Genomic DNA, 21,022 nt, shown 5'->3' with positions numbered 1-21,022 from the left:
CCGTAACCCCCGTACGTGTTCATGCCGTCACCCCCCGCTCCTCCAGCGCAAGCTTCATCGACCGCAGGGCGTAGAAAACCCGTGAGCGCACAGTGCCGCTGGGAATGCCGAGCGTTTCGGCCGCCTCATTGACGGTACGCCCTTTGAAGTATGTTTCGACCAATACTTCCCTGTGAGCAGGGGTCAGGTCGTCCAGCGCGTCCGACAGTGTCATCAGCCACAACGCCTTGTCGATCTCGTCCTCCGCGGGGATGACCTCCAGCGGCGACGGGTCGACCTCCTGCGGCCGGGCCTGCCGACTGCGGTGGCCGTCGATGACGATGCGTCGGGCGACCGTCACCAGCCAGGGGCGTACCGAACCGGTCGCTCGATTGAGCTGGCCGGCGTTCTTCCAGGCACGGATGAGTGTTTCCTGTACGACGTCCTCGGCGCGCTGCCGGTCTCCGGCCACCAGGCGCAGCACGTAGGCCAGCAGGGGCCCCGCGTGTTCCCGGTACAACGCACGCATCAGCTCCTCGTCGGGTTCGGTCGACGAGGACTGCTGAGACATGCGATGTCGGGCCCTTGGCCTGTGTTCATCAGCCACGGCTGAATCCTTGCGCACGCCTACCTCCGGTGTCCGGGGGTTCCCCCAGTCGGTCGCTCATCACCGGGTACGTGTGCCGGTACGCGAGTGTTCAAAGTGTTCAGGATTTTTTCTGGTGAAGATGTGTAGACAGCGAAAAGAATGCATACCGATCACCTAACGTCACTGGTACATCACTGACGGATGTGATCAGGCGCGGGCCAGAGCCGCCCGGCGCCGGTGCCGGGCCACTCGCTCCCGATTGCCGCACACCTCACTGGAGCACCAACGGCGGCGTCGGCCGCGCGAGGTGTCCAGATAGACGATCGGGCAGTTGTCACCCTCACACTGTCTCAGACTCGCACGCGCGTCCGGGTCGGTGAGCAGATCGAGGGCGTCCCGGGCCACCAGGGAAAGAAGTTCACAGCAGCGGGGCGGGGCATTCAGCCCCCGGCACAGTGAGCCGTCGGCGGCACGGACGGCCCAGGGGGCGGGCGGGGCCGCGAGGGCAACGGCGTTGACGCGGGCGAGCGCGCCGTCCGCGGGCCGCCCGTCCAGCTCTCCGCGTACCAACTGGGCGATATGTCCGCGCAGTTCCTGGAAGCCGAGCAGCCACGAGGCGTCCGCGGCGGCCAGCGCGGTGCCGGCGGGTACCAGCCCGGAGGCGACGACCCAGGCGCTCAACCGGGCGGCCGAGTCGAGGCGTTCGTCGGGATGGGTGGTCGCCGTCAGGTCCAGGCAGATACGCCCGGAGTCGAACCGCAGCTCGTACGAGGCTGTGGCCATGCCCGATGCCATGCGCCTGTCACCGCCTTGGGGTCACCTGCCGTGGTACCCCTACAGTGCCTCCCCCAGCGCCCCGCCGGAAGACTCGGCACCGGTCCCGTACCGGATGCGTACCCGGCGCGCACCGGACGGGGTCCGCGGCGCGTCGTGGACGCCCGCGTATGCGGCCGCGCTCCTCGGCCATGTCACCCGCTCCGGACCGCCGGTTGACTGAGGGACATGACGGACAACAGCACGGAGCGGCGTGACGCCGCCGCGGGGGTACTGGGTGCGGCCACGGTGGCGACGGGTCTGGTCGCCGGGGCCTTCTACGTCTTCGCCTGCGCGGTGATGCCGGCGCTGGCACGCAGCGACGACCGCGTCTTCATCGAGGTCATGCAGAACATCGACGAGGTCATCCAGAACCCCGTCTTCTTCCTGGGTTTCCTGGGCGCGCCGGTGCTGACGGCGGTCGCCGCCCGGCAGTCGCGCGGCGCGCCGGAGAGGTGGTGGGTGCTGGCCGCGCTCGCCGCGTACGCGCTCGCGTTCGTGGTCACCGTGGCCGTCAACGTCCCGCTCAACAACGGTCTCGCGGACGCGGGCGCCCCCGGCCGGATCGCCGATCCGGCCGCGGTGCGCGACCGGTTCGAGGACCCGTGGGTGGCGTGGAACGTCGTACGGGCACTGCTGTCGACGCTGGCGCTCGCCTGCCTCGCCCGTGCCCTGCTGCTGCGCCGGCGGCCTCAGGCGTCGGCGTACTTGGCGTCCGCGGCCGGGTCGAGCGCGAGGCGGTAGCCCCGCTTGACGACCGTCTGGATCAGCTTGGGCGCGCCGAGTGCCGTACGCAGCCGGGCCATCGCCGTCTCCACGGCGTGCTCGTCGCGGCCGGATCCCGGCAGCGCGCGCAGCAGTTCGGCCCGCGCCACCACCCAGCCGGGCCGCCGCGCGAGGGCCCGCAGCAGCGACATCCCGGCGGGCGGGACGGGCCGCAGCGACCCGTCCACCAGCACGGCGTGCCCCCGGATCTCCACTTGGCGCCCGGCGACGGGCAACACCCGTGCCCGGCCGGGCAGCTCCTGGCAGAGGAGCTGCACGAGTGGACCGAGGCGGAAGCGTCCGGGCTGAACGGTGTCGATGCCGAGGGCCTGCAACGGCAGCGCGGTGACCGGGCCGACGCAGGCGGGCAGGACGTCGTGGTGCAGCGTGGCGAGGAACTCCGCGCGCAGGCCCCGTTCCTCGGCCCTGGAGAGCAGGGAGGCCGCGGCGGGGGCGCTGGTGAAGGTGATCGCGTCCAGGCCGCGGGTGAGGGCCGCGTCGAGCAGCCGGTCGACCGGGCCGATGTCCTCCGGCGGCATCCACCGGTACACGGGCACGAGGACGACCTCGGCACCGGCGGCCCGCAGCGACTCGACGAATCCGGGCAGCGGTTCGCCGTGCAGCTGTACGGCGATACGGCGGCCGTCCACCCCTTCTTCGAGCAGCCGGTCGAGCACCTCGGCCATCGACTCGGAGGACGGCGACCACTCCTCGGTCAGCCCCTGGGCCCGGACCGCGCCCTTGACCTTGGGCCCCCGGGCGAGCAGTTCCACGCTCCGCAGCCGCTCCAGCAGTTCCTCGCCCATGCCCCAGCCGTCGGCGGCCTCGACCCAGCCGCGGAATCCGATGGCGGTGGTGGCCACCACCACGTCCGGCGCGTGGTCGACCAACTCCTTCGTCGCGGTGAGCAGTTCGCCGTCGTCGGCGAGGGGCACGATCCGCAGGGCCGGCGCGTGCACGACGGTGGCCCCGCGCCGCTGGAGCAGCGCGCCCAGTTCGTCTGCCCGGCGCGCGGCGGTCACCCCCACGGTGAATCCGGAGAGTGGACCGTGCTCGGGTCGCTGCTGTTCGTCGTGCATGCGGTCTCGTCTCGCGCTCGTCGAGTCGTCGTACGGGTCAATGCTGTGTCGTACGTCGTGGCGGATCCGAGCCTGTCAACGGACCGTGACAGGCTCGGATCAAGGTGATGTCGGGCGTGTTACGTCACACCTCGGCGTAGCTGAGCTGGGCCTTCGCCTCGGCGGTGGCACTCGCCCGGGCCGGGGCGGCCGGGCGGCGAAGGTATACGACCCAGGTGACCGCGAAGGCCGCCGCGTAGAAGACGAGGAACGTGACGAAGGCGCCGGTGCCGGAGCCGGAGTCGAGGAACGACTGGCGGAAGGCGAGGTTGATGCCGACACCGCCGAGCGCGCCCACGGCACCGATGAGCCCCATGGCCGCGCCGGACAGGCGCCGTCCGTGGCGGGCGGCCTCTTCCCCTTCGAGCCCCGCTTCCAGGGCCTTCCTCTGGAAGATGCCGGGGATCATCTTGTACGTCGAGCCGTTGCCGAGCCCGCTGAGCACGAAGAGCACCACGAAGACCGAGACGAAGAGCGGCAGCGACTTCTCACTGCTGGCGTAGACCAGGACGCCGGTCGCCGCGGCCATGGCGACGAAGTTCCAGAGCGTGATCCTGGCGCCGCCGTAGCGGTCGGCGAGCCGGCCGCCGACGGGCCGGATCAGCGAACCGAGCAGCGGGCCGATGAAGGTGAGGTAGGCGGCCTGGAGCGGTGTACGCCCGAACTGGACCTGGAGCACCTGTCCGAACGCGAAGGCGTAGCCGATGAACGACCCGAAGGTGCCGATGTAGAGGAACGACATGATCCAGGTGTGCGCGTCCTTCGCGGCGTCCAGGGCGGCGCCGGTGTCGTTCTTCACGGAGGCGATGTTGTCCATGAAGAGGCCGGCGAGGACGGCGGCCACGACGATGAGCGGGATGTAGATCCCGAGGAGCAGCCGGGGCCCGCCGCTCGCCCCGATGATGGCGAGCGCCACGAGCTGGATGACGGGGACGCCGATGTTGCCGCCGCCCGCGTTGAGGCCGAGCGCCCAGCCCTTCTTCCGCAGCGGGAAGAAGGCGTTGATGTTGGTCATGCTGGAGGCGAAGTTGCCGCCGCCGACACCGGCCAGCAGACCCACCACGAGGAACGTGTCGAACGAGGTGCCCGGCTCCATCACGACGAACGCGGCGACGGTCGGCACGAGCAGCAGCGTCGCGGACACGATCGTCCAGTTCCGGCCGCCGAAGAGCGCGACGGCGAAGGTGTAGGGGACCCGCACCACCGCGCCGACCAGCGTCACCATCGAGGTGAGCAGGAACTTGTCGGCCGGGGTGAGCCCGTACTCGGGTCCCATGAACAGGACCAGCACCGACCACATGGTCCAGACGGAGAACCCGATGTGCTCGGACAGCACGGAGAAGAGCAGGTTGCGCCGGGCGACCTTCTCGCCCTTCTCCGCCCAGAAGACCTCGTCCTCCGGATCCCACTCCTCGATCCAGCGACCGCCCCGCGCGGGGGCCGTACTCGTGGCTGGGGCAGTCATGTCACGCCTCCATTGGTTCTCCGGGCTTACTGGCCTGCTGTTTCCCGAAGGTAGGGAGGGCTCGTTTCCGCGCTGTGGCTGTGAGTGACCTGAAGGGAACGTTGCTCTCACCCGGCCCCGGACCCGGCGGTGAGGACGGGCCGGGGACCGGGTGAGGTTCGTACGGCGGGCTCGACCGCCGGGCGGGTTCCTACGGCGTGCTCGCCTGCCGGGCGGGCGAGGGCGTACGGCGGGCTCGTCGGGCGTACGGCGGGCTCGTCCGGGTCCGTCAGACGGCCGCGTTGTGGTACGAGGTGATGGCCCAGGTCGCGTCGGCGGGATCGCGGACGAGCACCCAGGTCGCCCGGTGCTGCCGGCCGGCGGGCACCTCGCTCTCCCCGGCCAGGAGAATCCCGGCCTCGCTGACCACGACGGCGGTGCCGGGGCGCGGGAAGCGGATCCGCCGGGGCTCGTCGAGCGGCCGGGATCCCTTCAGCGGTCCCTCGAACGCGGCCGCGATGTAGGCGCGGATCTCCTCCCGCCCGTCGTTGAAGACGCCCGGCATCACGACGGTCGCGTCCTCCGTGTAGAGAGCGGCGAAGGCGTCGGCGTCGTAGTCGGCCCACGCGGAGTAGAGACGGTCGAGGACGCTGCGGATGTCCTGGATGTCGTCGGTGGTGGTGCTGGTCATGATGGTTCCTTCCCTCGAACGGGTTCGACGCCGGTATGTACTTCCGCGCCACCCGGAAGTCATCGGTGCCGGGACGATGAGTCCGGGCGGGTTCGGAGGTAGGTACCGGTGACGGACGGGGCTCGACGAGCAGGGCCCCGTGGAGCCGGACCGCCGACACGGCCGAGGAGCAGACCATGGAGACGCGTGACGACGGGCGATTCGACGGGAACGGCGAGGGCTTCGACGGGAACGACGGGCGCGACGACTTCGAGAGGCGGACGGCGCCCTATCGCCGCGAGCTGCTGACCCACTGCTACCGGATGCTCGGCTCGGTGCACGAGGCCGAGGATCTGGTGCAGGAGACGATGCTCCGGGCCTGGCTCGCGTACGACCGTTACGACGCCGGCCGCGCGTCCCTGCGCACCTGGCTGTACCGCATCGCCACCAACAGATGCCTGACCGCGCTGCGCGGCCGCACCCGCAGACCCCTGCCGTCGGGCCTGGTGGGCGCGCTGGAGGATCCGGGCGCGCCGATGGCTCTGGGGGCGGAGGTGCCGTGGCTCGAACCGTTTCCGGACCGGGGCGCGACCGGGCCCGTCCTCGGCGCCGGGGCCGCGGCCGGGGATCCCGCGGGCGTGGTCGTCGCCCGGGGCAGTCTGCGCCTCGCGCTGATCGCCGCGCTGCAGTTGCTGCCCCCACGCCAGCGGGCCGTCCTCATCCTGCGTGACGTACTGGCCTGGCCGGCGAGCGAGGTGGCCGAAGCCCTCGGCGCGTCGACGGCCTCCGTGAACAGCGCGCTCCAACGGGCCCGCGCACGACTCGGCGAGGCCGGTCTGACGGAGGACGAGGTGACGGAACCATCGGACCAGGAGCAGCGCGCGGTGATCGACCGCTATCTGCGCGCCTTCGAGGACGCCGACCTCGACGCCCTGCGCGCCCTGCTCACCCAGGACGTCGTCCTGGAGATGCCCCCGGTGCTCAACTGGTACGTCGGCCCGGACGCCTATGTCGCCTTCATCGCCCGCGTCTTCGCGATGCGCGGCACGGACTGGCGCCTGCGCCCCACCACGGCGAACGGCCAGCCCGCGCTGGCGGCCTACGTCCGCGCCCCCGGCGACGACACCCACCGCCTGCACACCCTCCAGGTCTTCACGGCGGACCACGGCGCGGTGAGCCACACGGTGGTCTTCCAACTCCCGACGGTCTTCACGGCGTTCGGGCTGGCGGAGGCGTGGGAGGGATAGCCGCGCCGGGCTGGACCGGGGACTACTGGGGTGGTCGCGGCTACGGCTGCGGTGGTACGGGGCCGGGCTGGGCGGCGTACGGGTTGCCGGGCCCGCCCGGGGCGGGGACGGGAGGCTGCTGGGAATAGGGGCCGGGAACCTGCGGAGGCTGACCGCCGTAGGGGGCCTGGCCCGGGTACGGGGCCTGCGGCGCCTGAGCCGGGTAGGGAGCCTGGCCCGCGTACGGGGCCTGGGGAGCTTGACCGGCATACGGGGGCTGGGCGGCCTGCGGAACCTGACCGCCGTACGGCGCCTGGCCCGCGTACGGGGCCTGCGGAGTTTGACCGGCATGCGGGGAGTAGGGGCCGTACGGGCCGGTGGGCCGGCCGGCGTACCCCACCGTCGGCGGCAGGTACCGCACCCGCCCGCCCTCCTCCGTCACGGGCGCGAACCCGGCCGCCCCCAGCAACGCCGCGAACTTGGCGTTCCGCTTGCGCGTGACGACGAGACCGACGCCGAGGACGACCATCATCACGGCCCACAGGACGCCCGCCACCGTGAAAGCGACGGAGTCACCGCCCGCCCGTACCGCGAGGACGACGCACCCGACGCTGAGACCGATCCCCGCGTACACCATCCGCTTCTCGGCGTTCTTGCCGGTGAGGTCGAAGTTGATGCGGGCCTTGAGGAGTTCCAGGGCGTCGGGGACGACGGGCGGCAACGAGACCCCGTCGCCGGCCTTCGGGTACTGCGCCCAGTTCTGCGCGGCACGCGCCTGAGCCTGCGGGCCGGGGTCGGGCACGATGAGCATCGTGAGCGCGTTGTTGCGGCCGGCGCCCTGACGCACGTCCGCGTACTCGTAGCCGAACTGCTGAGCGATGAAGGCGAGTCGGGCCAGCTTCTTCACGGAGGCCATGGGGCTCGTGAGCTGTACCGCCTGGCCCTGAGCCATCAACCGGAACATCTTCCGGATCTGCCGTTTACTCACGTGACCCCCAACTCCCCACCGGACCCGCCCGTTCACACCAGCAACGGCCCAACCTTTTCACGCACGACATCTCCGCAGAACAGCCGGGCATTTCCGTTTACCGGCGCTTGACTCGACCTTGCCGGGTCCGTGGACGGGCCGGGCTCAGCGGTTGATGGACTGGATCTCCTGCACGACGACGTCCTGGTCGGCTCCGAAGGTGCCGTCCGGCAGATTCCGGGCGGCGGGTACGCCGGTGCCCGTCCAGTGGATCTTCCAGGTGATGGTGGCCCTCAGCTTGTACGAACCGTCGCCCGACGAACGCAGGTACTTCACCCCGCAGGGCGGCGTCTCCTTGGCCTTGCCCTTCGCGTACGCCTCGCCGATGTGATCGCCCGTGATCTCGCAGACGCCCGAGGCGGGATACGTCTGCGCGTCCGCCGTACCGGGCTCGATCTTCAACGAGACCGGCTCCGCGGTCGTCGTGGCGGTCACGTTCAGCAGGGGAACCGACGCGGTCACCGACACCGGCTCGAACTTCGCCGCGTCCAGCCACGCCCACGTCGGCAGATTCACCTTCGTCGTCCCCGCCGGAGCCAGGTCCACCCTCGTCGACGGCACCCGTATCTCCGCGTAGGCGAGCTGCGCCAGCATCTCCGGCGTGATCGCCTCCGGAATGTCCGCCGGCGGGGCCTTACCCGTGTCCACCCAGAAGATGCCCTTGGTGCATTTCAGCGCGCCGGGGTCGCCCTCACGGCCCGGCGTGACGTACGAGTCCCACCAGTAGCCCTTGCCGGTCTTGTCCTTGTTGAAGTCCTTGGCCTCGCCGCCGTTGACGTACTTGTCACGCTGCGTCTGGTCCCAGTCGGAACCGGTGGACTCGGCATTCCAGATGGGCTCCAGGTACTTCTGCAGCTCGTCCGGCGTGTACTTCGGAGCGTAATAGCAGGCGGGTGGCGTCCAGTTACCGGACGAGGAGGTCACCGGACCGGAGGAATCACCGGACCCGTTCTTCGAACGATCGAACACAACGGCACCGGCTGTGGCGGTGACCTTCTGGTCCTTCTGGCTGCCGTTCACCTGCGTTTCGGACCCCGACCCCTTACCGCCCGGAACAAAGTCCGCCCAAGCGTCCGGGGCACTTCCGACCAGCAGAATGCCTGCCAGCAGAGTGGCACGAACGGTGTTCCTCGCTACGGCTGACACTGAGCCGCCCCCCTTGTGGAAATGATCTGCGATGTCTGCCACACACCTGCCGCGCTTTTGTCCAAGCGCGTGTTGTAAAGGACGTAGCTGTTCTTGGTGGCCGGGGTCTTGTTGACCTTGTTGGTCTTCTTGTCCTTGGCGTAGCCCTTGCTCTCGTCCGCACAGAATGTGAGCGAGGCAGAGGTCTTGCCGTTGAGGGCCACGGTCCGGTCGTAGTACCGCGCCTCACCCGTGAGGGTCGAACCCGCGTCCTTGAACTGATTGACCCAGGTCAACGCGGCTTCGAGAGCCTTGCCGGTGTTGTAGTACCCGAGCGCCTCGCCCTTGGGGTCCGTCCCGGTGATCGCCGCGTCAACGGCCCGCATCCGCTCCGCACTGTCGGCGAGGACGGCGTCCTTGGTTTCGTCGCCGGTCTTCGATCCTTCGAAGGTCAGCGTGAGATCCGACGGCAACTCGATCTTCGGTCGGCCCGTCGGCTGGGGGGCGCTGGTGCTGGGTGAGGCCGAAGCCTTGTCACCGGTGTCCGCGCCGGCGATCTTGTCGTTGGCCTTCGGCTTGTCACCACCCCCACCGCAGGCAGTCAGAACCAGCACGGCTGACGCTCCGACAGCGGCTGTGGCAAGCAGGCGGGAACGGCGGTTCACGGCAGACTCCTGTGCGGCATGGGGTTCGGAAGGGCACCAACACGCTAGCGGGGGCCTGTGCGACAACACCACAGCGAATGGTGCCAAGCGAGTAACAGCCGTTGCCCATAGATGCCGATAGCGTGCTCAACCGGCCGTCCGGAGGCTTCGATTCAGCGACAGCCCCCGGAATCGCGGTTCACCCAGTTGCTCTCCGCAAAGCCCTCAGCCCCCGTCACGGCACCCCGGGGCAGGCCGGACGCAGCGGGCTGTCGAAGGAGGCCAAGGACGCGATCCGGCGAAGGATCGCACGGTACTGCTCGCTCCGGTCGACAGCGGCCGTGCTCAGCGTGAACACGGCCAGCCGCCTGCAGTCCGGATGCGGCAGGTGAGCGCGGAACTGGACCAAGGGCATCCGAGGGATCCCGCTCACGACTCCGGGAGTGTGAACGGTCTCGCTGAACGTGACCGGTCCACATGGGAGTTCGGCGAACTCGATGCGTGCCTGCGCGTCGAGCCCGCTCACCGCACGCGCTGCCGTCACGGCTCGTGGTGAGACCGCCGTTGCCCGCCAGGAGACGGTGAAGAACGACAACAGCGGCCGGCCACAGCTCACCGCCCCCGCATCGACATCATCCCGGTGCAGTCCGATGGAGCAATGGACGGTTCCTGCCTCCGTCAGAGCGCCGAGCAGTTGCTGCCCCTGAGCGAACTGGGCGATGAACCGCTGTCGTACCACCCCGTCAAGAGCCGCATCGAGAATCGGCGCGAGTGCGGTACGCAGATCATCCGCCGCCTGGGAGCCCGGTACGGGCAACAACGCGTCGAGGGGCACCGCGGTGAAGCCCGCGGGTTCCGCGAACCAGATATCGGCGTCGGGGTCTTCGGCCGAGTCGGCGACGGTGAAACGGTGGGCCGTAGTCATCGGATCCTGCCGGGTACGAGTCAGTGAGGGTGCGAGTGCGGGCGCACCGCGTCGGGGATATGAGCACCGGAACGGCGGGCCCGTTCAAGGGCGGCAGGGCTCGCGTTCCAGTCGGTCGGCTCGATGCCCCGGCGGCCCGTGGCCGTGCGCTGATAGAGCAGGTGCAGCCTCTTGGGTGCCTCACCTTTCCGCCTGGAGGCCGCGATGACGGCGATGAAGCGGGGGTCACCGGCGAACCAGAGCGGCTCGATCTCGGCCTTCAGCTCCGGTTTCGTACGAGCGGTACCGAACCGTCGCATCCACCAGAAGGTCCGCATACCAGAAAGAAACAACAGAGGAATCCGCTCCCCCGGCTCCTCAGGATTGGGCAACTCCAGCCACATCTCGTCCTCCTGAACCATCGGATGCCGGTTCCGGCCCCGGGGGACATCGGTGAGGAGTTGCCAGGGGTACTGCCAGAGGACGCGCTGGATGTAGACGGAGGGACGGATGTAGGCGAGTTGGAGGACGGCTCGGAAGGTTGCATAGACGAGGAGAACGAGGAACAACCAACCGATCCAACGCGGTAACGCCACAATAAGGAAGAGACTCCCAGCCCAGACTGCGAGCCAACCGATCAGACGCCCCGCAATCATGATCATGTGCTGAAACCAGGCACGCCTGGTTGGCGGGTGATCCCAAGCAGTGCGGTAGTTCGTTGGATCCATAGGGCAAGCTCTTCTCTCTGTTCCGACTCAGAAGACGTGACGGGCAAGGCTGACAAGGCCACCGGCATCAAGGCCGAGTCGGGCTCCGTCAATGCTCGCCACGGAACCGTCCTTGAGCCCATCGTCATCAGCGTCAACGGCAGCCATGACTAGGCCGAACCCGGCCGTACCTACACCGATCGAGGCCGAAGTGACTTCCACCGCCTTGGCAATAGGCGCAGCCCGAGCACCCCGGACCGTGAAACCGAGCAGTGCGTTGTCCAGGTCCGCGATGGACTTGGCGTGCTCCATGGTTTCCGTCCCGAATCGGGCTGCCCTTTGGGCGAGCGTCAAAGCTTCTCCCGCTTCACCTGTAGCTCGAACCGCGATTGTGGCTCCCTTGCCTACCGCTCCGACTCCGGGAAGCACTCCGAGCGCATCGCCACCGACGGTGACAATGTTGCTCCAGAAGTCGATGTCAAACTCACCCTTGGTAAATCCGTCCCACAGAGATTCGCGCAGCGTTGGGTTACCAAAGACCCGCAAAGCCAAAGCCGTCCCGCTCAATGCCGCAGTAGCCAGTAAGAGCGCCGCTGCCACCGTGCCACCCGACACGACAAACAACGCGACCAAGCCGATGACCGCCCCCAAAGTGCTCAAGATGTCCGGCAAGTTCTCGGTGACCCAGTCCAGTGCCGAGTCGAACCAGCCCGGTTCATGGGGCGTCAGTTTCTTCGTGGCGTCGCGGATCTTGCCGGCTCGAAGCCGGGCCTGGTGCTCGTGTTCCTCGGCGAGTTCGCGCGCCTTGCCGCGAACTCTGCGCAGCACGTCCTCGGCGTCGTCCACCGCCGATTCCGCCTTGGTCAGTGCCTTCCGTGCCTCGTCGTGCGCGGCGCCCTTCCCCTCCAGGTCGGGGCTGTCGCCCGCCTTCGTGGCGTGCCCCTTCGCCCGGTCCACGGCGGCCTGGGCTTCCTTCGCCTCCTGTTCCAGCCGCTTCGCCCGCCGCTGGAAGTCGTCGAGTTCGCCTTCCCAGCGGTCGAGTTGTCGGGCCGCCTTGCGAATGGAGTGCGCCGCGTTCTTCAGGTTCAGGGGAAGCGGTCCGCCGTCCAGCTGCTCGCGGAAGGCGACGGCCGCGTCGCCCTTCCAATAGCTGCCGTCCATCAGCTTGGTGACGAGCTCATGCGTCTCTTCGAGGACCTTCGCGCACCCCGTGAGCTTCTTACGGAGGCCGCTCACGGTCTCCGTACTGCCCGGCACCGGATCGAACCCGAGATGCGGGTAGTCGGGGTTGGGGATACGCGGGGCCGACTTGAGTCCCTGCGGCTTGTCGCGGTCGGCGAGGGACCGCGGGTCCATCGCCGCTCCCGTGTCCTCGGGCTCGTAGGTCACCTCGTACCCCCGCCCCCGCCGTTCCCGGCCTTCTTCAGAGCCTGCTCCAGTGCTTTGTCCACCTCGCGGTAGCTGTCCCTGCTCTTCCCGATGATCTCGGCCAGGCCCTCGGTCTGCTCGCCGATCTGGTCGGCTCCGTACTTCCAGTTGTCCTGGAACTCCTCGCAGGCGCAGTCGAGGTCGTCCGTTCCCAGACCGGTGACCGTGGCGTCCTCCAACGCTCTGCGCAGACCCTGCAACGACTCGGTTGATTTCCGGAGCATCTTCATGAAGTGCGACAGCTCATCGCCGTCGACAGCAAGCCGTTCCGCCATGCCCTCTGCTCGTTCCGGATCTCAGGGAGTCCGGGGGGCCGGACTCAGTGGTTGACGGACTGGATCTCCTGCACGACGACCTCCTGGTCGGCGCCGAACCTGCCGTCCGGCAGGCTCCGTGGCACGGGTATGCCGGTGCCCGTCCAGTGGATCCGCCAGGTGAGGGTGGCCTGCAACCGGTACGAGCCGTCGCCCGAGGAACGCAGGTACCGCAGCCCGCAGGGCGGCGTCTCCCCGGCCTTGCCCTTCGCGTACGCCTCGCCGATGTGATCGCCCGTGATCTCGCAGACGCCCGAGGCGGGATACGTCTGCGCGTCCGCCGTACCGGGCTCGATCCTGAGGGAGACCGGCTCGGCCGTCGTCGTGGCGGTCACGTTCAGCAGGGGAACCGACGCGGTCACCGACACCGGCTCGAACTTCGCCGCGTCCAGCCACGCCCACGTCGGCAGATTCACCTTCGTCGTCCCCGCCGGAGCCAGGTCCACCTTCGTCGACGGCACGCGCATCTCCGCGTAGGCGAGCCGCGCCAGCATCTCCGGCGTGATCGCCTCCAGAATGTCCGCCGGCGGGGACGCGCCCTTGTCCACCCAGAAGGGGTCCTCCGTGCATGTGGAGGCGGCGGGGTCGCCCTCGCGGCCTTCGGTGACGTACGAGTCCCACCAATAGCCCTTGTCGGCCTTGGCCTTGTTGAAGTCCTTGTAGGGATGACCGTTCACGTAGGTGTCGCGCTGTTTCGCGTCCCACTGATACCCCGTCGATTCGACCGCCCAGATCGATTCCTTGTACTTCCGCATCTGGGCCGGGGTGTACTTCGGGGCGTAATAGCAGGCGGGCGGAGTCCAGTTGCCCGACGAAGGGGTCACCGGACCGGAGGAATCACCCGACCCGTTCCTCGACCGGTCGAACACAACAGCCCCCGCCGCGGCAAAGAGGTTGCCCTTGCCGTCCGCATTCCCAGAAGCTTTCACGCTGGGAGGGGGTGTCTGAGCACCTCCGCCGATCTCGTTGTCGGCCACTGCGGGCGCTGCGTTCAGACAGAGGGAACCGATCATCGCTGCGGAGATCAAACCTCCCCAACCGGTGCTCAGGGCTGGCACTTTGTGCTTCCCCTCCGAGAAAGGAGCTTCTCAATGACCCAGACGCCCTTGCCGTTCTTGTGCAACTGGGTGTTGTACAGAACGTAGCTGTTCTTCGTGACGGCTGTTTTGTCGATTCTTTTCGGCTTCAGGTACATGTCGTACGCCTTGCTCTGGTCCTCGCAGTAGACGAGCGACGCGCTGTCGGCGCCGTTCACCTTCACTGCTGGGGCGTAGTAGCGGTACGCGCCCGTTGTACGAGCCTTGGCGTTGACGTATGCCTCGATGAACTTCTGGGTCTCCGCGGCGGCTTCGCCCTCGTAGTAGAAGAGGTATGCCTTGTCGACGGCATCTTGGTTGACGATGGCCAGGTCGACGGCCTTGATGGACTGCTCACTGTCCCTGAGCACCGCGTCCCTGTCCTTGTCGCCCGTCTTGGGCCACTCGAACGTGTAAGTGAGATCCGACGGCAACTCGATCTCCGGTCGCCCCGCCGATGGCACCGCACTCCCACCCGCCGAAGCCGACATCGCACCCCCCGCCCCCGCGATCTCGCCATGCCCCTTCGGCTCGTCGGCGCCCCCGCCGCAGGCGGTCAGGACGAGCAGTGCGGCTGTCGCTCCGGCGGCGGCCGTGGGAAACAGGTGGGGGCGGCTGGTCACGGGGGCTCCTGGCGGCGTGGGGGGAGGCAGCGGCACGTCACGCTAGCGGGGCCCTCGCGGCGGCACCAGGACGAAGGGCGCCGAGCAGGTGGATATAGAGGTTCATAGCATGACCAAACGGCCACCCGGAAACCTTCGATTGAGTGACATCGCGGGATGAACGGGACGGAGGTGCCCCGGCAAATCAGTGCGGCAAAGCGGCGCGGCAAAGCGGCGCGGTGAAGCGCCGGCTCGCCGGGGCACCCCCCGTCGTGCAGCCGCCGCCAGGCCTCGGCCCCCTCCCAAAAGCCGCCGCTAAGCCTTGGTCCGGCGCCCCCGGGACGTCGAACGGACCTTGGGCTTGGGGCCCTTGGACTTGCGGACCTCGGACTTCCGACCCTTGGACTTGCGGACCTTGGCTCCGTTCGGCCAGAGGCGCGGGCTTCGTTTGGCCGCGATGTCCTCGATCCAGCCGAAGGCCAGGATGGTCAGGCCTATCAGCGGCCACACCAGGACGAGCATCCACAGGGTGTAGGTGGCGTCGAGGGCCGCCGTCGCCCCGTCGTTCTCCATGAAGGGGAGGTTGTAGAGCTGGTCGAGGATCGGGACCGTGGCCATGATGAGCATGTTGTGCCACAGGTAGATCGTGACCGCGCGGTTGTTGGACAGCGTCACCAGCTTGTCCCACCGGGCGAGGCGGCCCGGCAGTTCCTGCCAGGACGGGCTGTACTGGAGCAGGATCACCACGAAGCCGAAGGACCACAGCGCGTCGGCCAGCGGGATGTCGTTCAAGTCCCAGCCGTCGGGGCCCAGATGACCCGAGGCCCACCACAGGCCGAAGGCCATCATCAGGGCCGAGCACGAGATGGCGATGTAGCGCGGGACCTTCACGAGCATGCCCTCGTGGTGGGCGAAGCCCAGGATCCAGCAGCCGCCGTAGACGGCGAAGTCGGTGACGGCGTTGCCGGTCTCACCGGGGATGGTGACCAGCCCGGTGCCGACCACCGCCGTCAGGGCGAGGGGAGCCGACACGGTCACCCACGGAGCACGGCGGAACGCCCACAGCATGAGCGGGGACGCGACCACGAACCACAGGTACGCGCGCAGGTACCAGAGCACACCCGCGCTCTGGACCGCCCAACTGTCCTCCAGCAGACCCGACTTGGAGCCGATGCTCCAGGGGAACGGCGGGGCGCCGACCGGGACGATGTAGTTGAGCAGGTCGACCAGGCCCCATGTGCCGCCGTGGTCGGGGTCGTGCCAGGGGTTCCAGCCGCCCGCGAACATCATGGCCAGCGCCACCGCGCTGAAGGCCCAGAGCGGGGGCAGCAGACGCCGTACGCGTCCCCTGATCACGCCCAGCGGCGGCCGGCTCAGTGAGCGGGCCATCAGGGAGCCGGCCAGCGCGAACATCACGCCCATGGAGGGGAAGACGACCGTCAGCCAGCCCCAGCCCATCAGGTGGTACACGACCACGCGGACCAGCGCCATGGAGCGGAGCAGGTCCAGGTAGCGGTCGCGGCCGGGGCGGCTCGGGGCCGGCTTCCGGCCCGGATCCGCCCCTTCGGCTGTCTCGGGAAGCGGGCTCGTCCCGGACAGCTGTCCCGGGTCGGACAGCGATCCCGTCCCGGGCGGCGGTGCCGGGTCCGTACCCGTCTGCGGCTGCGGGCGCAGCCAGTCGTCCGCGGGCGCTCCCGGGTACGTACGCGGACGCGGGACCGCCGGCTTCGGTGTGCCCAGCGGCGGGGTCGCCCCCACCGGGTACTCGTGCGTGGTCATCCGACCGGCCTCCGTTCGTTCCCGCTGTCCGACGCCCGCTGCTGCGGGACGGCTCCCGGTGCCGCCCCCACGACGCCGGTGCGGCGCAGCTTCTGCCAGCGCAGCCGGCCGCCGGTGAGGGCGGTGATCCAGGACTGCAGCAGGACGACGTACATCAGCTGCCGGTAGAGGACCTGCTGAAGGGGCAGCGAGATCAGATGGGTCATGCGTTCCTTGTCCAGGCGGAACGCGTACGCCGCGCACACCGCCTGGATGGTGAGGACACCGAGCCAGGCGACGATCGTCTTCTGGGTCGGGCCGAAGACGACGCCGTACAGCAGGAAGACGTCGATCAGGGGCGCGAGGAGCGGGGCCAGGACCATGAAGAGGGAGACCAGGGGCAGGCCGACCCGGCCGAAGCGGCCCGACGGGCCCCGTTCGACCAGGGCGCGGCGGTGCTTCCAGATCGCCTGCATGGTGCCGTAGCACCAGCGGTAGCGCTGGGACCACAGCTGCTGGACGGACTCCGGGGCCTCGGTCCAGGCGCGCGCGTTCTCCGCGTAGACGACCCGCCAGCCGTCGCGGTGCAGGGCCATCGTGATGTCGGTGTCCTCGGCGAGCGTGTCGTCGCTCATGCCGCCGACGCGCTCAAGTGCCGTACGGCGGAAGGCTCCTACGGCGCCGGGGATGGTCGGCATGCAGCGCAGCAGGTCGTACATGCGGCGGTCGAGGTTGAAGCCCATCACGTACTCGATGTGCTGCCAGGCGCCGATGAGGGAGTCCCGGTTGCCGACCTTGGCGTTGCCCGCGACCGCGCCGACCTTGGGGTCGGCGAAGGGCTGGACGAGTTCGCGGACGGTCGCCGGCTCGAAGACCGTGTCGCCGTCCATCATCACGACGATGTCGTGGCCCGCGTTCGCCAGACCCCGGTTGAGGGCCGCGGGCTTGCCGGCGTTGGCCTGGCGTACGACGCGTACGTTCGGCACGTGCATGTCCTCGACGATGCGGGCGGTGCCGTCGGCCGATCCGTCGTCGATGACGATGATCTCGATGGGGTGCTCGCTCGCCATGAGGGAGGTCACGGTGTTCTCGATGCACTTGGCCTCGTTGTACGCCGGGACCAGCACCGTCACCGGTTCGGTGACCGGCGCCGCGCCCCAGCGGAAGTCCTTGCGGCGGACCCGGCGGGCGTGCAGCGCGGAGAGCAGGAGCATCATCCCGAAGCGGGTGAAGACCAGCACACCGATGATCGCGATGCCGACGACCAGGACGTCGGTGGTCTTCTCCGAGGCCTGCACCAGGAAGATCCAGGCCTTGCCCTTCCACAGGTCGAGGCCGGTCACCGGGGTGTTCGCGCTCGGCGCGTCGAGTGCCTCGGTGAGGTTCTGGAACTCGTAGCCCTGCCGCTGGAGCCGGGGCAGGAACTCGGCCAGTGCCTGCACGGTCTGATGGCGGTCGCCGCCCGAGTCGTGCATGAGGACGATGGCGCCCTTGCCGCCCTTGGGCGTGGCCCGCCGGATGATCTCGTCGACGCCCGGCTTCTGCCAGTCCTCGCTGTCGGTGTTGTTGACGACGGTGATGTAGCCGCGGGTTCCGACGTACTGCGTCACCGGCCAGGACTTGTCGTCCATGGCGTCGGCGAACGAGGAGTACGGCGGGCGGAACAGGGAGCTGCGGATGCCCGCCGCGCCCTCCAGTGCCAGCTGGTTCTGCGACAGTTCCCAGTCGATACGGCTCTTGGACTGGTACGACAGGTCGGGGTGGCTGAAGGTGTGCAGGCCGACCTCGTGGCCCTCCTTCACCATCCGTTCGATGAGCTCCGGGTGGCGCGAGGCCATGGTGCCGGTGACGAAGAAGACCGCGTGGGCGTGGTTCGCCTTGAGGACGTCCAGGACCTTGGGGGTCCAGGCCGGGTCCGGGCCGTCGTCGAAGGTGAGGACGAGACGGTGGTCCGGGACGCCGAGACTGGTCGTGCGTCCGCCTCGGGTGTCGATGACCGGGCCGCCGTCGAGGATCTCCTGCGGCACCTTGTCCGTGGCCGCCTCGGGCCGGACGCGGTGGTCCGCGAGGATCTCGCTGTGCACGTAGCCGCGCAGCATCAGCATGCCCATCATCGCGAGCAGGATGACGAGAGGCAGCAGGAAGCGCAGGGGAAGGCGGCGGCGCCGGGCGTCGCGGTTCCGGCGCGGGGCGGTGCCGGAGCCATGACGCGGCGTGCTGGGCGCGGGACCGTGGCGGCTGGTGCGGGACATCAGAGGAGGGTCTCCGGGAGCGAAGGGGAGAGGGAGTACGGGGAACTGAGGGGGCGGCTCGGCCGCCCGGACGCCGCGGACGGGTCCTCTACGAGCGCCGCCACCGCGCCGGGCGCGGTGGCGGATGCGTGTTTCCGCCCGGCGGGCGCGCGCCGGCGAAGGTCGCTCATTCGGTGCCGGTCCCCGCTCCGGTGGAGCCTGTGGTGCCCGTGCTCTCCGTGGGAGCGGCCGTGCTGCCGGGAGTGGTCGCCGGGGCGGAGGGCGTGGGCTGGCCGTCCGCGGAGGAGGTCGGTTCGGGGTCGGGGTCCGGGTTCTTGGTGGTGACGCCGGGATTCGGCTTCTTGGTCGGCGACGTGCTGGGCTCGGGGTCGCCGGAGGCGCCGGTGGCGGTGGCCTCGGCGGAGGCGCCGGCCGTGGCGGTCGAGCCGGGTGAGGGCGTCGTTCCGTCGGCGGCCGTGGCCACCGCTCCCGGTGCGGTGGCGGCGCCCGTGCCGGAGGGTTTCACCGACTGCGCGGGCAGCGGCGAGGTCTCGACCTGACCGGCGGGGGTGTCCTCCTCCTGGCCCGGAACCGGGAGCCAGGGTGCGTTCGAGTTGCCCGACAGGAGCGTGGCGACGATGACGACGGCGTAGACCGCGCAGGCCACGGCGACGAGCATGCCGAGGCGGCGGAAGCGGCGGCTGCGGCGGCCGGACTCGTCGACGAAGACGGGGCCGTCGGAGACGTCGGCGCTCGCCGGGACGTCCTTGCCCGGCACGTCGTCCGCCCTGCTCGCGCTGTCGAGCTGGATGGTGGTCTCGTGCCGGTCGTGGCCGACCGACGGTTCGCCGGAGTCCTCCCGGGAAGCGGGAAGCGGGCGGCCCGGGTCCGGCGCGACTCCGGGGAGCAGCTCGGTCGCCGGACCGTCGTCGAAGACCGGTCCGTCGTTGAAGAGGGGTCGTACCGGGACCGTACGGGTCAGGGACGACGCTCCCGCCGTCACCGTGCCTGCGGAGGCGGGCCACGCCCCCGGTTCCCGCTCGGACGCCGAGGCAGGCTCGGGACGCCGGCCGGACAGCACGTCCGTCTCCGTCACGCGACCGACGAGCAGTTCGGTCTCCGGCTCCGGGGTTCGCTCGGGACGCCCGCCGGCTGCTCGCTCGACGCGTCCCCCACGCTCAGGACTGATGCCAACTCCCATATCCGGCCACGAAATCGTTCTGCCGGCCTTCGGCCGGGAGATCGGTTTCCCGGCTTCTTTCCCAGGTGACGGATCGACTCCGCGTCCGTCCCGCCGACCGTTTTCCCGATCAGCCGGTTGGGCGTCTTTCCGCCAGTTCTCTACGCGCACGTGCATCCCCCCACGGGACTGTTCACGGGTGCGCGACGACTCCGGGCAAATAATCTCTATGCCGTCAGGACCGGGCCCCCACCCGGTCTGAGCGCCCCCCAATATCACACCGCGCCCGGACGAAAAATGTAGCGGCGGCGGGACTCGTGCGCTGACGCCTCATCCGCGTTTCATGAAAATGAGGGCGTCGGTGGCTGGAATCCACCCTCTCCGGGGACTCAGGAGCCACTTTTCGTCGCTTGCGAGTTCGACAGCAGCTCGTATTAGCGCATCAATTCCTGGATGAACGAGTCCCTTGCGCCACACCAGTGACACTGGCGAGAGGGGAACGGGGTCGATGAGGGGTCTCGACACCGAACCGGGCATGGCCGGAAACTCCACCACGGCCAGGACCGGAGTCCGCCACTTCGCCATGATCCGCCGGAATTCCTCGGGTCCGACCGCCACCGGTGCGGGTGATGCGAGTCGGATACCCCGTCCCTCGAACAGGTGACGCGCCAGATCGGTCCACTCCAGCGTCCGGGGGTTGCCCGCCCCCGCGTACACCGTCTCGCCCGCGAGCGCGGCCAGCGGCACCGCGTCCAGGGCGGCGAGGTGATGGTCCTCGGGCAGGACGACGGCCATCGGCTCGTAGCGCACGAGCCGCTGCTCCAGCCGGGCCCGCACGGCCGGGTCGAGTCCCGCGAACCGGCCGAACGACACGTCCAGGCGGCCGGCGAGCAGATCCGCCGCCGCACCGGTGAGCCCGGTCTCGTAACGCGCCATCAGTTCGCTGCCGGGGGCGAGTTCACGGGCCCGGTCGAGGATGCGGCTGGAGACCAGGCCGGGCGTGTTGACGTCGACGAGCAGCGGTCGCTCCTCGCCGCCGGGCCGTGCGAAGGCGTCCAGCAGAGCGTCGTGCGCCTCCAGCACGCGGCGCGCGTACGGCAGCAGCCGCTCGGCGTCCAGCGTCGGCGTCACCTGCCGGGTCGTCCGCACGAACAGCTCCGCCCCGAGCTCCCGCTCCAGCCGGCGGATGTCACGGCTCAGGGACTGCTGGGCGACGTACAGGCGGGCGGCGGCGCGGGTGAAGTGCAGTTCCTCGGCGACAGCGAGGAAGGCGCGCAGCAGACGGGGGTCCAGATGACCGGGAAAGGGCCGGTGATCGGGAAGGGGGCGTTGACCAGGCATCACGTGAACCTACAACCCAAGTGCGTCAATCGCGACGGAGTAGGTGTTGGACCGCCCCCGCCACGCCGGGCGACGGTTCAC

General features: G+C 69.4%; 20 protein-coding genes. 2 read left to right on the top strand and 18 right to left on the bottom strand.

What is annotated here, in order from left to right; translation table 11 throughout:
- Positions 1–19 precede the first annotated feature (19 nt).
- Complete coding sequence (locus OG780_RS25680; protein WP_037619265.1) at positions 20–550, bottom strand: sigma-70 family RNA polymerase sigma factor; 531 nt, start codon at positions 548–550, stop codon at positions 20–22.
- Positions 551–775: 225 nt separating this feature from the next.
- Positions 776–1,363, bottom strand: coding sequence for a CGNR zinc finger domain-containing protein (locus OG780_RS25675; RefSeq protein WP_328451923.1), 588 nt, complete (start codon positions 1,361–1,363; stop codon positions 776–778).
- Positions 1,364–1,570: 207 nt separating this feature from the next.
- Here OG780_RS25675 and OG780_RS25670 point away from each other — a divergent pair, with 207 nt between their 5' ends.
- Positions 1,571–2,125 carry an anthrone oxygenase family protein gene (locus tag OG780_RS25670; RefSeq protein WP_328451921.1) on the top strand — a complete coding sequence of 185 codons (555 nt, stop codon included), beginning with the start codon at positions 1,571–1,573 and terminating at the stop codon, positions 2,123–2,125.
- Here OG780_RS25670 and OG780_RS25665 read toward each other — a convergent pair.
- The 3 genes from OG780_RS25665 to OG780_RS25655 all read right to left on the bottom strand — a co-directional run bounded on the left by OG780_RS25665 (position 2,074) and on the right by OG780_RS25655 (position 5,399).
- Complete coding sequence (locus OG780_RS25665) at positions 2,074–3,225, bottom strand: uroporphyrinogen-III synthase (RefSeq protein ID WP_328451919.1); 1,152 nt, start codon at positions 3,223–3,225, stop codon at positions 2,074–2,076. The genes OG780_RS25670 and OG780_RS25665 overlap by 52 nt on opposite strands.
- A gap of 124 nt (positions 3,226–3,349) precedes the next feature.
- Complete coding sequence (locus OG780_RS25660) at positions 3,350–4,729, bottom strand: nitrate/nitrite transporter (protein WP_328451916.1); 1,380 nt, start codon at positions 4,727–4,729, stop codon at positions 3,350–3,352.
- 268 nt (positions 4,730–4,997) lie between these two features.
- Complete coding sequence (locus tag OG780_RS25655) at positions 4,998–5,399, bottom strand: SgcJ/EcaC family oxidoreductase (protein ID WP_328451914.1); 402 nt, start codon at positions 5,397–5,399, stop codon at positions 4,998–5,000.
- 176 nt (positions 5,400–5,575) lie between these two features.
- Here OG780_RS25655 and OG780_RS25650 point away from each other — a divergent pair, with 176 nt between their 5' ends.
- Positions 5,576–6,625: an RNA polymerase subunit sigma-70 gene (locus OG780_RS25650; protein ID WP_328451912.1), complete on the top strand. Its 1,050-nt coding sequence runs from the start codon at positions 5,576–5,578 to the stop codon at positions 6,623–6,625.
- A gap of 40 nt (positions 6,626–6,665) precedes the next feature.
- Here the strand turns inward: OG780_RS25650 and OG780_RS25645 are convergent, their stop codons facing one another.
- The 13 genes from OG780_RS25645 to OG780_RS25585 all read right to left on the bottom strand — a co-directional run bounded on the left by OG780_RS25645 (position 6,666) and on the right by OG780_RS25585 (position 20,941).
- Positions 6,666–7,592, bottom strand: coding sequence for a hypothetical protein (locus OG780_RS25645; protein ID WP_328451910.1), 927 nt, complete (start codon positions 7,590–7,592; stop codon positions 6,666–6,668).
- 144 nt (positions 7,593–7,736) lie between these two features.
- On the bottom strand, positions 7,737–8,741 hold the full coding sequence (locus OG780_RS25640; protein ID WP_443062330.1) for a hypothetical protein: 1,005 nt from the start codon (positions 8,739–8,741) through the stop codon (positions 7,737–7,739).
- 23 nt (positions 8,742–8,764) lie between these two features.
- Entirely contained in the window at positions 8,765–9,421 is a 657-nt protein-coding gene (locus OG780_RS25635; protein ID WP_328451908.1) for a hypothetical protein, read from the bottom strand.
- Positions 9,422–9,635: 214 nt separating this feature from the next.
- Positions 9,636–10,325 carry a hypothetical protein gene (locus OG780_RS25630; RefSeq protein ID WP_328451906.1) on the bottom strand — a complete coding sequence of 230 codons (690 nt, stop codon included), beginning with the start codon at positions 10,323–10,325 and terminating at the stop codon, positions 9,636–9,638.
- Between the two features lie 20 nt (positions 10,326–10,345).
- Positions 10,346–10,873, bottom strand: a complete 528-nt coding sequence (locus OG780_RS25625; protein ID WP_328451905.1) for a hypothetical protein — start codon at positions 10,871–10,873, stop codon at positions 10,346–10,348.
- Between the two features lie 186 nt (positions 10,874–11,059).
- Positions 11,060–12,400: a putative T7SS-secreted protein gene (locus OG780_RS25620; protein ID WP_328451903.1), complete on the bottom strand. Its 1,341-nt coding sequence runs from the start codon at positions 12,398–12,400 to the stop codon at positions 11,060–11,062.
- Positions 12,397–12,714 (bottom strand): hypothetical protein, encoded by a 318-nt coding sequence (locus OG780_RS25615; protein ID WP_328451901.1) that lies wholly within the window; start codon positions 12,712–12,714, stop codon positions 12,397–12,399. Before OG780_RS25615 ends, OG780_RS25620 begins: the two co-directional genes overlap by 4 nt.
- A gap of 44 nt (positions 12,715–12,758) precedes the next feature.
- A complete protein-coding gene (locus OG780_RS25610; RefSeq protein WP_443062206.1) occupies positions 12,759–13,811 on the bottom strand; it encodes a hypothetical protein in 1,053 nt (350 codons plus the stop codon).
- Positions 13,799–14,452 (bottom strand): hypothetical protein, encoded by a 654-nt coding sequence (locus OG780_RS25605; protein WP_328451897.1) that lies wholly within the window; start codon positions 14,450–14,452, stop codon positions 13,799–13,801. Before OG780_RS25605 ends, OG780_RS25610 begins: the two co-directional genes overlap by 13 nt.
- A gap of 294 nt (positions 14,453–14,746) precedes the next feature.
- Entirely contained in the window at positions 14,747–16,210 is a 1,464-nt protein-coding gene (locus OG780_RS25600; protein WP_328451895.1) for an acyltransferase family protein, read from the bottom strand.
- Positions 16,207–18,441 carry a glycosyltransferase gene (locus tag OG780_RS25595; protein ID WP_328451893.1) on the bottom strand — a complete coding sequence of 745 codons (2,235 nt, stop codon included), beginning with the start codon at positions 18,439–18,441 and terminating at the stop codon, positions 16,207–16,209. Before OG780_RS25595 ends, OG780_RS25600 begins: the two co-directional genes overlap by 4 nt.
- Before the next feature lie 166 nt (positions 18,442–18,607).
- Positions 18,608–19,516 (bottom strand): hypothetical protein, encoded by a 909-nt coding sequence (locus OG780_RS25590; RefSeq protein WP_328451891.1) that lies wholly within the window; start codon positions 19,514–19,516, stop codon positions 18,608–18,610.
- A gap of 414 nt (positions 19,517–19,930) precedes the next feature.
- On the bottom strand, positions 19,931–20,941 hold the full coding sequence (locus tag OG780_RS25585; RefSeq protein ID WP_328451889.1) for a LysR family transcriptional regulator: 1,011 nt from the start codon (positions 20,939–20,941) through the stop codon (positions 19,931–19,933).
- Between the last annotated feature and the right edge of the window lie 81 nt (positions 20,942–21,022).

The organism is Streptomyces sp. NBC_00386 (genome assembly GCF_036063235.1).
Lineage (GTDB): Bacteria > Actinomycetota > Actinomycetes > Streptomycetales > Streptomycetaceae > Streptomyces.
This window is presented reverse-complemented; position numbering and strand designations above follow the sequence as displayed.

Coding starts and splice junctions, on each gene's coding strand:
- OG780_RS25680 (WP_037619265.1), bottom strand. CDS start 550: ATGTCTCAGCAGTCCTCGTCGACCGAACCCGACGAGGAGCTGATGCGT.
- OG780_RS25675 (WP_328451923.1), bottom strand. CDS start 1,363: ATGGCATCGGGCATGGCCACAGCCTCGTACGAGCTGCGGTTCGACTCC.
- OG780_RS25670 (WP_328451921.1), top strand. CDS start 1,571: ATGACGGACAACAGCACGGAGCGGCGTGACGCCGCCGCGGGGGTACTG.
- OG780_RS25665 (WP_328451919.1), bottom strand. CDS start 3,225: ATGCACGACGAACAGCAGCGACCCGAGCACGGTCCACTCTCCGGATTC.
- OG780_RS25660 (WP_328451916.1), bottom strand. CDS start 4,729: ATGACTGCCCCAGCCACGAGTACGGCCCCCGCGCGGGGCGGTCGCTGG.
- OG780_RS25655 (WP_328451914.1), bottom strand. CDS start 5,399: ATGACCAGCACCACCACCGACGACATCCAGGACATCCGCAGCGTCCTC.
- OG780_RS25650 (WP_328451912.1), top strand. CDS start 5,576: ATGGAGACGCGTGACGACGGGCGATTCGACGGGAACGGCGAGGGCTTC.
- OG780_RS25630 (WP_328451906.1), bottom strand. CDS start 10,325: ATGACTACGGCCCACCGTTTCACCGTCGCCGACTCGGCCGAAGACCCC.
- OG780_RS25615 (WP_328451901.1), bottom strand. CDS start 12,714: ATGGCGGAACGGCTTGCTGTCGACGGCGATGAGCTGTCGCACTTCATG.
- OG780_RS25600 (WP_328451895.1), bottom strand. CDS start 16,210: ATGACCACGCACGAGTACCCGGTGGGGGCGACCCCGCCGCTGGGCACA.
- OG780_RS25595 (WP_328451893.1), bottom strand. CDS start 18,441: ATGTCCCGCACCAGCCGCCACGGTCCCGCGCCCAGCACGCCGCGTCAT.
- OG780_RS25585 (WP_328451889.1), bottom strand. CDS start 20,941: ATGCCTGGTCAACGCCCCCTTCCCGATCACCGGCCCTTTCCCGGTCAT.